Source organism: Mesorhizobium sp. M7A.F.Ca.AU.001.01.1.1, assembly GCF_004022735.1.
Taxonomy (GTDB): domain Bacteria; phylum Pseudomonadota; class Alphaproteobacteria; order Rhizobiales; family Rhizobiaceae; genus Mesorhizobium; species Mesorhizobium ciceri.
Map to the genome: position 1 here is coordinate 1 of NZ_RZPF01000179.1, position 9,720 is coordinate 9,720.

Sequence of the window (9,720 nt, forward strand, 5' to 3'; positions counted from 1 at the left end):
ATCGGCCATGACAGCCTGCCGGCCAACCTCATGAAAGGCGATGTTCTGCGAGGAATGGCGCGCGCCGGTGGCGATCGGCAGCGCCGAGAAGACGCGCTCCGGATAGCTCGACGCCCATTCCAGCACCTGCATGCCGCCCATCGAGCCGCCGAGCACGCAAAACAGTTTCTCGATGCCGAAATGGTCGATCAGCATTTGCTGCGCCCGCACCATGTCGCGGATGGTGATGATCGGCAGGTCGAGCCCATACGGCTTGCCGGTGGCCGGATTGGTCGAAGCCGGGCCGGTGGAGCCAAGGCAACCGCCGATGACGTTGGAGCAGATGACGAAGAAACGATTGGTGTCGATGATCTTGCCGGGGCCGATCAGCACTTCCCACCAGCCAGGCTTGCCGGTCACCGGATTGGTGCTGGCGACGTGCTGGTCTCCGGTCAGCGCATGGCAGACGAGGATGGCGTTGGAGCGGGCATCGTTCAGCGTGCCATAGGTCTGGTAGGCGATCTGGAACGGTGACAGCAGCGTGCCGGCGTCCAGCTTGAGCGGCTTGTCGGATCCAAAACGCAAAACCGGGCTCGACGGTTGGTCGACCTCGTTGTTGGTTTTGCGGGCACGCAGAACGGCCATGACATCCATCTCACACTTTGAGCCCACGCATCGCACTCGTCGAAAGTCGATGCCGATACGGGTGTCCGGCCGGCGCGGACAACAAAAAACCGGCATTGCGGTCGCAAAGCCGGTTACAGGATGCAAACGGCCCTTTAGCAAGTTGTTTAACGTGGCTGCAAGCCGACCGGCCAAATCACCACGGAAGTTCGCTCCCCTTCTAGGGCTGTGGCGCGCCGGCGTCAACGGCCTGCCTTGGGCGGGAGGCTGTCGCCTCTCGACATTGCAGGCCACGGCTTGTATTTCCGCTGCGGCTTCCCTCAGGAAGCGTTCTCGACGGATTTTGCGACATGAGCCAGACACCGGACCAGGCACGTCCAACCCCGCGCGCGGGCATCATGGACATAGACGCCTATGTGCCGGGCAAGAGCACGGCGCCTGCCGGCGTCGCCAAGGTCCACAAGCTGTCCTCCAACGAGAACCCGCTCGGGCCCTCGCCGAAGGCGATCGAAGCCGCGCGCGAGATTGCCGGCAAGCTCGACATCTATCCCGACGGCACCGCCAGGCGGCTGCGCGAAGCGATCGCCGAGGTGCATGGCCTCAACCCGCAGAACATCATCTGCTCCAACGGCTCCGACGAGATCCTCGGCCTGCTGGCGCAGACCTATCTGGCGCCCGGCGACGAGGCCGTCATCACCGAACACGCCTTCATGGTCTACAAGATCTACATCCAGTCGGCGGGCGCCGTTCCGGTGACGATCAAGGAAACAGACGAGCGCGCCGATATCGACGCCATCCTGGCCGCCGTCACGCGGCGCACCAAGATCGTGTTCCTCGCCAATCCCAACAACCCGACCGGCACTTATGTGCCGTTCCAGGAGGTGCGGCGGCTGCATGCCGGTCTGCCCAGGCACGTGCTTCTGGTGCTCGACGCGGCCTATGCCGAATATGTCCGCCGCAACGACTATGAGGCCGGCATCGAACTGGTCGGCAGCGCAGAGAACGTGGTGATGACCCGGACCTTCTCCAAGATCGGCCTTGGCGGGGCGCGGATCGGCTGGATGTACGGGCCGATGCACATCGTCGACGCCATCAACCGCGTGCGCGGCCCCTTCAACGTCAATGCGACGGCGATCGAGGCCGGCATCGCCGCCATTCGCGATCGCGCCCATGTCGAGCGCAGCGTGGCGCACAACGAGACCTGGCTGGCCTGGCTGAGTGAGGAATTCACAAAGCTTGGATTGCGGGTGACGCCCAGCGTCGGCAATTTCATCCTCATTCATTTTCCAGAGGACCAGAAACATTCGGCAGCGGCGGCGGACGACTATCTGACGGCGCGCGGCTATATATTGCGGCGCGTTTCGGGCTATGGCTTTCCCAACGCGCTGCGCATGACCGTCGGTACCGAACAGGCCAATCGCGGCGTTGTCGCCGCTCTCACGACATTCCTGAAAAGCTAGAAACCATGACATCACCGATGTTTGAAAAGATCGCGCTGGTCGGCATCGGCCTGATCGGCTCGTCGCTGGCCCGCGTCATCCGCCGCGAGGGCCTCGCCCGCCACGTATCCATCTCGACCCGCAGTGCGGCGACGCTGGCACGGGCCGAGGAGCTTGGGCTGGGCGATAGCTATAGCACCGATGCGAGAGAAGCTGTCCGCGATGCCGACCTGGTCATCATTTCGGTGCCGGTCGGCTCGTCCGGCACGGTTGCCGAGGAAATCGCGCCGGCGCTGAAGCCGGGCGCGATCCTCACCGATGTCGGCTCGACCAAGGCGTCTGTCATTGCGCAAATGCAGCCTTATGTGCCTGAAGGTGTCCATTTCATTCCCGGCCACCCGCTGGCGGGCACAGAAAAATCCGGCCCCGACGCCGGTTTCGCCGACCTGTTCGACAATCGCTGGTGCATCTTCACGCCGCTGCCCGACACCGACCCGGACGCGTTGGAGAGGCTGTCGGAGTTCTGGCGGCGCTGCGGCGCCAACATCGACACGATGGATCCCCAGCATCACGATATGACGCTGGCCATCGTCTCGCATCTGCCGCACATCATCGCCTACAACATCGTCGGCACCGCCGATGATCTGCAGTCGGTGACCAAATCCGAAGTGATCAAATATTCGGCTTCCGGCTTCCGCGACTTCACCCGCCTTGCCGCCTCCGATCCGACCATGTGGCGGGATGTCTGTCTGCACAACAAGGACGCCATCCTCGAAATGCTGGCGCGGTTCTCGGAGGATCTGGCGTCGCTGCAGCGCGCAATCCGCTGGGGCGACGGCGAAAAACTCTTCGACCTGTTCACCCGCACCCGCGCCGTGCGCCGCTCGATCATCGAAGCCGGCCAGGACATCGACGTTCCCGATTTCGGCCGTCAGGCGGTCGAGCACCCCGCGAAGGGCTAGGTCTGTCTCAGGCAGGCCAGGTCTGCGCAACCATGGCCAGCGTCTCGGCTCGGTTCGGCGCGCCAAGCCTGCCGCCGAAGCGCAGGCATTTGAGCGCCGCGGCCGCACTGGCAAACCGCAAAGCCTGCTCGACCGGCATGGCTTCCGCCAGCCCGACGGCGAAGGCGCCGTGAAAGACATCGCCGGCGGCGAGCGTGTCGACCGCCTTGATTTTCGGCGCCGCGACATGGCGCACGCAGCCAGCGCGACGGTCGTGCCACCAACTGCCCGCCGCGCCGCCTGTCACTGCGACAAAAGCGTCGCTGCGGCTGGCGAGATCGGCGCAAGCCGTTTTCGGATCGAGCGCCTGGCCGCAGACGATGCGCGCTGCCGGCTCCGAAGCGATGATGTGCGTAGCGAGCGGCAACAACTGCTCAAGGACCTCCAGCGGCGCGGTGTCGGCATCGAGGATCGCCGGACGGCCGATGGCGCGCGCCGCCTTCAGGGCGAGTGCCGCCGCACCCGGCCAGCGGACATCGACCAGAACGGCATCGAATGCCATGAGGTCGGCGACCGGCAGGACGTCGGGATCGGCCTGGGCAAGCCTGTCATAGAACGGCACGATGATGCGCTCGCCATGCGCGTCGACCAGGATGGAGGCCAGCGCCGAGCGGGCACCTCTGACGCGCCGCACGAAGGTGCAATCGACGCCTTCGGCCTCTATGCCGGCGATGAGCTGGTCGGCGACGGCATCGTCGCCGGCACTCGCCCACAGCGATACTTCGGCGCCCAGGCGATGGGCAGCGCAGGCGGCGCTGGTGGCCATGCCCGAGGCGATCTGGACGCCGTCGGAGGCCATGAACTTGCCCTGATGCATGGGCAGCGTCTCGACGTGCAGGATGGTGTCCAGCGTCAAAGCGCCAACGCTCAGCAGCTTCACGGGTTTTGCCATGGCTGAGCTATTCGACCGGCTTGATCTTGCCCAGCGGAATGAAGCCGAGCGGGGCCTTGCCCCTGACCACCTTCAGCGGCATGGACGGTTCGTTGCCGAGCACCGCCAGGGCAGAAAAACCCTGCTCGATCTGGCTTTTCTGCTCGGGTATGGCGGTGCCGAGGATGGCCGCCACCGCCTTCGGGTCCTTCAACCTGATCATCAGGTCGGCGTTGACCAGGCCCTCGGCATCGACCGAGAGCGGTCCCGAAACGGTGATGCGCGCCGTCCCCGACGACAGATCAAGGTTGCGGATTTCGATCGCCTGGCCACGAAGGCTCTTCACCCGCGTGCCGATCAGTGCGACGCCGTTCTTCAATGTCACGTCGCCGCTGGCATCGAGCGCCGGAAGCACGCGCCCGCCAAGTGCGTCGGGGTCGACCTCGAGATCGCCGAAACTGCCGAGATAGTCGATATCCTCGCCGTTGGGCTGCAACTGACCTGATGCCTTGCCGGCACTGAACAGTTGCACCGGATCGGTATCGTCGGCCGGATCGGTCTGGCCGGAAAGGCCCTCTGCCTCCAGCGAAATCCGCCGCGGCAGCGGCCACCACAATTTGAAATTGGCCTGCAGATTGTCCCAGTCGATCCACAGCGGCACCATGTCCGGCACGGAGGTCCTGAGCGGGCCGCGCAGATTGGCAACCGGCGACAGAGGCTGGATGATCTGGGCGGCTGCGTTGAAACTGCCGGCTGAGGCCGCAATGTTCTTGGCATCGTCCTCATAGGCGAGGTTGTCGCAGGAGACGGTAAAGCTCAAGGGATAGCCGCTGACCTGGAGATTGGCGCAGCCGGCCTCGACGCCATTCTTGTTGAGCGTGGCAACCGCCTTGTCGGCCTCGCTCCTGACGCGGTCAGCCAGATAGAACCAGCCGCCGCTGTAGAGGGCGAACAGCACGACGATGAATGCTGCAAGCCAGATCAGGCGGCGACGTTTGTTCGGCTGGCGTTCGTCACTTGACGTCATGCTTTGGCTCTCGTTAACGCATGGGTATTGCGGACGGGTAGTCGATTCCGCCAGGTGGACAGACGAATAGTTAGACGGGACGGGCGGAAAAAACACCGGTCCGGGTGCGGTGTTGGCATCTTTTGCAATCAGGCGCGGCGATATGGGCGATTTTTGGGTGTTTGGCTATGGCTCGCTGATCTGGCGGCCGGGATTCGCGCATGTCGAAACACAGCGTGCCCGCCTGCATGGCTACCGGCGCTCGCTCTGCGTCTATTCCTTCGTGCATCGCGGCACGCGCGAGCGGCCGGGGCTGGTGCTCGGCCTCGATCGTGGCGGGTCCTGCGTCGGCCTCGCATTCCGCGTCCCCGGCGACTTGCGCGACGAGGTTATGGCCTATCTGCGCGAGCGCGAGCTGGTCACCAATGTCTATCTGGAGCGTCTGCTCAAGGTTCGCCTCGACGGCGGCGGTACGGTCGACGCGGTGGTTTACATTGTCGACCGCCAGCACGAGCAATATGCCGGAGCGCTCGACGCTGCAGATGCGGCGGCCGTGGTGCGCGGTGCGGTCGGCCAGTCCGGCAACAACGAGGACTATGTGCTGAGCACGCTGGAGCATCTCGAGGCGCTGGGCATTCGCGATCATTGGCTGGAAGAGGTGGCGCTGCAGGTCGCGCCTTTGTGAAGCTGGCTCTGCGGAAAAAGGCCGTCAGGCCTTTGACCTCGTTCAGGCAAGACCTAGGTTAGGCTCCAACCCTCAGACCGCGGGCGCCATTTGCCCGCCCAATCATCCCGGAGATCCGCCTTGCAGAAACGTCGTCTCGGTCGCACCGACTTGTCCATCGCGCCGCTGGTTCTGGGCGGCAACGTCTTCGGCTGGACTGCCGACGAGAAAACCTCGTTCGACCTGCTCGACCGCTTCGTCGGCGCCGGCCTCAACGCCATCGATACGGCGGACGCCTATTCGCGCTGGGTTCCAGGCCACAAGGGCGGCGAATCGGAAACCATCATCGGTAAATGGATGAAAGACCGTGGCAATCGCGACAAGGTCGTGGTGATCACCAAGGTCGGTTCGGATATGGGACAGGGGCACAAGGACCTGTCCGCCGCCTACATCGAAAAGGCCGTCGACGCATCGTTGAAGCGGCTGCAGACCGAATTCATCGATCTCTATCTGTCGCATTGGCCGGATCCTGCGACGCCCTATGAGGAAACGCTTGGCGCCTACGAGAAGCTGCTCGCCAAGGGCAAGATTCGCTATGCCGGGTGCTCTAACCTCGACGCCGGCCAGTTGCGTGCGGCACTCGATGTGGCGAGCCTGCGCAGTCTGCCGCGCTACGAGGTGCTGCAGCCGGAATACAATCTCTACGATCGCTCATCCTTTGACGGGCCGTTGCGCGATCTGTGCGTGGCCGAGGACATCGGCGTCATCACCTATTTCAGCCTGGCCAAAGGTTTCCTCAGCGGCAAATACCGCAGCGAGGCCGATCTCGGCCAAAGCCCGCGTGGCGGCGGCGTGAAGGACTATCTCAATGGGCGCGGCATGCGCATCCTTGCGGCACTCGACGCGGTGTCATCAAGGCATTCGGCCAAGCAGGCGGAAGTCGCGCTTGCCTGGGTGATCGCTCGGCCGGGCGTCACCGCGCCGATAGCCAGCGCCACCAAGCCCGAGCAGATGGACAGCCTGATCAAGGCGGCGTCGCTGAAGCTGAGCGCCGCCGACATGGCCGAACTCGACAGGGCGAGCGACTGAAGTTTCGGCGGCCGCTCCTCGCACGAACGTCCAAGACGACCCTCTTGTCTTGCCATAGCCTCCTTCGCACGGGGCAAGACAGAGGGTGAGATGACTGAGCCGCTTCTTTTGCAGCCGGATCTTTGGCGCCAGTTGTGCGCGCTCGTGCTTGCCTCCGCCGTCGTCATGGGCAGCCCGGGGCCGGCAACGATAAGCGTCACCGCCGTTGGTGCCGCCTTCGGTTTGCGCCATTCCCTGGGCTATGCCTGGGGAATCATCCTGGGCACGATCGCCGTGCTTTTGGTTGTCGCGACCGGGGTCATGGCAGTGCTCACCTCGATGCCGAAGCTGGCGCCGTTGCTGGCTTTGGCCTCCGCGGCCTACATCCTCTATCTCGCCTTCAAGATCGCTACGGCGCCGCCGCTGGCCGCCCGCGCCGCCGAGACTTCGCGTCCCACATGGCTGGCTGGATTTCTTCTCGCGGTCGCCAATCCAAAGGCCTATGTGGCGATCGCCGCCGTGTTCGCCGGTGCTTCGTCCAAACAGGGCGCCACTGAGCCTGGTCTATGGCTGAAGCTGGCGGTTCTCGCCCTGATGATCGTTGCCATCCACGCTCTGTGGCTTGTCGCGGGGGCTGGGTTCGCGCGCTTCCTGCGCCGGCCGGCGGCCTCGCGGATCATCAATCTGATCTTTGCCGTGACGCTGGTGTTGACCACCGCGCTGGCGGTGTTCGGCTGAGAACTGCCGGCCGGAGACTTCCGGTTCAGACTTTGGTTCTTGCGGCGTTGTCCAGCTCTTGCAGCCTTTTCACCGCTGTCGGCGGCAAGGCAGGCGGGTTCGGGCCGCGCGCCGCATCCATCAGGAACTGGTCGCAGGCAGCTTCGGTCTCGCCGATCAGCCGGGCCATGAATTCGTCCTTGCTCAGTCCCGGTGGAATCGGCGGCAGGAAACGCGCCTTGATGGTGCCGGGATAGCGCAGGAATTTGCGGCGCGGCCAATAGAGGCCGGCGACATGGGCAACCGGCACCACCGGAACACCAAGCTGCGTGTAGATTTCGACGATGCCGTATTTGTAGGCCGGTTCGTCGCCCGGCGCGCGTCTTGTCCCTTCGGGGTAGATGATGAGCTGGCGAGGGTTGCGCGCCATCTCTTCCTTGGTCGCGGCGACCACGGCCTTCAGTGCCTTCGAACGGCTGCCGCGATGAACCGGGATCATGCGCATCTTCATGATGTACCAGCCGAAGAACGGGATCCAGGTCAGCTCGCGCTTGAGGATGTAGAGCGGGTCCTGAAGGAAGGGGAAGAAGGCGATCGCGTCCCAGAACGACTGATGCTTTGGTGCCAGGATGAAGGAGCCTTCGGGCAGGTTTTCCCGGCCGGTGATCTCGTTCTTCGTTCCGGCGATCTTCTCGTAAAGCCACATCGAGGTGCGCGACCAGAATTTCGGCACGAACCAGGCGCGGTGCCGGGGCGACAGGAAATAGTAGGGGGTCCAGAGGATCATCTGGACGATCAGGTTGACGTAGAAGACGAAATTGAACGTCAGCGATCTGATGTAGAGCATTGGGGGAGCCCGGTGAGGAGGTGAGCGTTGGTTACACCAAGCGCGGGAAAAAAGGAAATGGCCGCAGGGCGCTTTGGGTGGCGACGAAGAACGGCCACCGATGGGTTGGCCTGGTTCCGCTACATCAGCCGCGCCAGCCGCGCCTTCAGGCGCGGAGCGGCAAAATCGAGGAAGGCGCGCAGCTTGACCGGCAGCAGGCCGTGGCCCGCATGCACCAGGCTTACCGGCCATGGCGCCGGCTCGAATTCCTGCAGCAGGACGCGCAGCGCGCCGGACCGCAGCGCGGCTTCGATCTGGTAGGAAAGCACACGCGTCAGCCCGACGCCGGCAATCGCGGCATCGATGGCCGCTTCGGCGGTGTTGACCTGAAGCCGCGAGCGGACCCGAACCGGGATTTCGGCCTTGCCCTTGATGAAGCTCCAACTGGCGGCGGAGGCGAGCCCCTCGAAGGTGATGCAATCGTGTGTTTCCAGATCCTCCGGGGTCGTTGGCGTGCCGTGTTCGGCCAGATAGGCCGGGCTGGCGCAGACGACGCGGCGGATCGCGCCGACGCCGATGGCGACCAGGCTCGAATCGGGCAATCGGCCGATGCGGATGGCGAGATCGAAATGGTCCTCGACCAGCTGGGTTATGCGATCGGCCAATGTCAGGCGGATGTCCACGTCGGGATAGGCGGCGAGAAAGCCGGTGACGACCGGCAGCACGTGCAGGCGGCCAAAGACGACCGGCGCGGTGATGGCCAGTTCGCCGGTCGGAACACTGTATTCGCCGGCGGCCGTGCGTTCGGCCTCGCCGACGTCGTCCAGGATGCGGCGGCAGGCGGCAAGATAGGCCTGGCCGGCATCGGTCGGTGTCAGCCGTCGCGTCGAACGATTCAGGAGGCGTGTGTTCAGATGGCGCTCGAGATCGGAAATCTTGCGGCTGACCGTCGCCAGCGGAATGCCGAAACGGCGGCTGGCCGCGGAAAGGCTGCCGGCGTCCACCGCGGCGACAAAGAGCGACATGGCCTCGAGACGATCCATAGCTTCTTCCGAAAAATGGAAGGACAAGTTACGAATATGCCACCTGCCTTTGAATGATGGAAGGCTTATATTCCAGTCTGTCGGCCCTGCCTGCAGCATGGCCTCGCACAGGAGTTGCCATGTCCGAAGCCCGCCCGCCGCTGCCGCCGTTTACCGCCGAGACCGCAGCGCAGAAGGCGCGCATGGCCGAGGATGCCTGGAATTCACGCGATCCAGCGCGGGTCGCGCTCGCCTATACAAAGGACAGCCGCTGGCGCAACCGCGCCGAATTCCTGCAAGGCCGCGACGCCATCCAGGCCTTCCTGACGCGCAAATGGAGCCGCGAGCTCGACTACCGGCTGATCAAGGAGGTCTGGGCCTTCCACGGCAACCGCATCGCCGTGCGTTTCGCCTATGAATGGCACGACGACAGCGGTTCATGGTTCCGCAGCTACGGCAACGAGAACTGGGAATTCGACGAACACGGGCTGATGCGTCTGCGC

Annotated in this window: 11 protein-coding genes and 1 riboswitch; of the genes, 6 read left to right on the forward strand and 5 right to left on the reverse strand. The window is 64.2% G+C overall.

Annotation, left to right across the window (positions count from 1 at the left end):
* Positions 1–624 (reverse strand): homoserine O-acetyltransferase (metX, locus tag EN884_RS13445; protein WP_128360578.1); only part of this gene is annotated, 624 nt, incomplete at its 3' end.
* Between the two features lie 114 nt (positions 625–738).
* A riboswitch (SAM riboswitch) is annotated at positions 739–816 on the reverse strand.
* Positions 817–953: 137 nt separating this feature from the next.
* Between metX and hisC the strand changes: the two genes are divergently transcribed.
* Both hisC and EN884_RS13455 read left to right on the forward strand, forming a co-directional pair.
* Entirely contained in the window at positions 954–2,063 is a 1,110-nt protein-coding gene (gene hisC / locus EN884_RS13450) for a histidinol-phosphate transaminase (RefSeq protein WP_063169099.1), read from the forward strand.
* Positions 2,064–2,068: 5 nt separating this feature from the next.
* On the forward strand, positions 2,069–3,004 hold the full coding sequence (locus EN884_RS13455; RefSeq protein ID WP_027162911.1) for a prephenate/arogenate dehydrogenase family protein: 936 nt from the start codon (positions 2,069–2,071) through the stop codon (positions 3,002–3,004).
* A 7-nt stretch (positions 3,005–3,011) separates the two neighbouring features.
* On the opposite strand, the gene EN884_RS13460 is transcribed toward EN884_RS13455, so the two are convergent.
* On the reverse strand, positions 3,012–3,935 hold the full coding sequence (locus EN884_RS13460) for a sugar kinase (RefSeq protein ID WP_063169098.1): 924 nt from the start codon (positions 3,933–3,935) through the stop codon (positions 3,012–3,014).
* Between the two features lie 7 nt (positions 3,936–3,942).
* Positions 3,943–4,941 (reverse strand): DUF2125 domain-containing protein, encoded by a 999-nt coding sequence (locus tag EN884_RS13465; protein WP_128360579.1) that lies wholly within the window; start codon positions 4,939–4,941, stop codon positions 3,943–3,945.
* A 142-nt stretch (positions 4,942–5,083) separates the two neighbouring features.
* Here EN884_RS13465 and EN884_RS13470 point away from each other — a divergent pair, with 142 nt between their 5' ends.
* From EN884_RS13470 to EN884_RS13480, 3 genes are all read left to right on the forward strand, one after another.
* A complete protein-coding gene (locus EN884_RS13470) occupies positions 5,084–5,605 on the forward strand; it encodes a gamma-glutamylcyclotransferase (RefSeq protein WP_013529391.1) in 522 nt (173 codons plus the stop codon).
* 120 nt (positions 5,606–5,725) lie between these two features.
* Positions 5,726–6,673 (forward strand): aldo/keto reductase, encoded by a 948-nt coding sequence (locus EN884_RS13475; RefSeq protein WP_063169096.1) that lies wholly within the window; start codon positions 5,726–5,728, stop codon positions 6,671–6,673.
* A gap of 90 nt (positions 6,674–6,763) precedes the next feature.
* The gene (locus EN884_RS13480) at positions 6,764–7,390 is read left to right on the forward strand and encodes a LysE family translocator (RefSeq protein WP_063169095.1); all 627 of its coding nucleotides are present in this window, start codon (positions 6,764–6,766) and stop codon (positions 7,388–7,390) included.
* 25 nt (positions 7,391–7,415) lie between these two features.
* Here EN884_RS13480 and EN884_RS13485 read toward each other — a convergent pair whose 3' ends face one another.
* Together EN884_RS13485 and EN884_RS13490 are read right to left on the reverse strand one after the other, a co-directional pair.
* A complete protein-coding gene (locus EN884_RS13485) occupies positions 7,416–8,216 on the reverse strand; it encodes a 1-acyl-sn-glycerol-3-phosphate acyltransferase (RefSeq protein ID WP_013529394.1) in 801 nt (266 codons plus the stop codon).
* A gap of 119 nt (positions 8,217–8,335) precedes the next feature.
* The gene (locus tag EN884_RS13490; RefSeq protein ID WP_063169094.1) at positions 8,336–9,238 is read right to left on the reverse strand and encodes a LysR family transcriptional regulator; all 903 of its coding nucleotides are present in this window, start codon (positions 9,236–9,238) and stop codon (positions 8,336–8,338) included.
* A 119-nt stretch (positions 9,239–9,357) separates the two neighbouring features.
* Between EN884_RS13490 and EN884_RS13495 the strand changes: the two genes are divergently transcribed.
* Positions 9,358–9,720 (forward strand): nuclear transport factor 2 family protein (locus EN884_RS13495; protein WP_164895001.1); only part of this gene is annotated, 363 nt, incomplete at its 3' end.

Bases quoted from the DNA above. Each gene is read 5' to 3' on its own strand.
- EN884_RS13485 (WP_013529394.1), bottom strand. From the start codon at position 8,216: ATGCTCTACATCAGATCGCTGACGTTCAATTTCGTCTTCTACGTCAAC.
- EN884_RS13465 (WP_128360579.1), bottom strand. From the start codon at position 4,941: ATGACGTCAAGTGACGAACGCCAGCCGAACAAACGTCGCCGCCTGATC.
- EN884_RS13490 (WP_063169094.1), bottom strand. From the start codon at position 9,238: ATGGATCGTCTCGAGGCCATGTCGCTCTTTGTCGCCGCGGTGGACGCC.
- EN884_RS13460 (WP_063169098.1), bottom strand. From the start codon at position 3,935: ATGGCAAAACCCGTGAAGCTGCTGAGCGTTGGCGCTTTGACGCTGGAC.
- EN884_RS13480 (WP_063169095.1), top strand. From the start codon at position 6,764: ATGACTGAGCCGCTTCTTTTGCAGCCGGATCTTTGGCGCCAGTTGTGC.
- EN884_RS13455 (WP_027162911.1), top strand. From the start codon at position 2,069: ATGACATCACCGATGTTTGAAAAGATCGCGCTGGTCGGCATCGGCCTG.
- hisC (WP_063169099.1), top strand. From the start codon at position 954: ATGAGCCAGACACCGGACCAGGCACGTCCAACCCCGCGCGCGGGCATC.
- EN884_RS13470 (WP_013529391.1), top strand. From the start codon at position 5,084: ATGGGCGATTTTTGGGTGTTTGGCTATGGCTCGCTGATCTGGCGGCCG.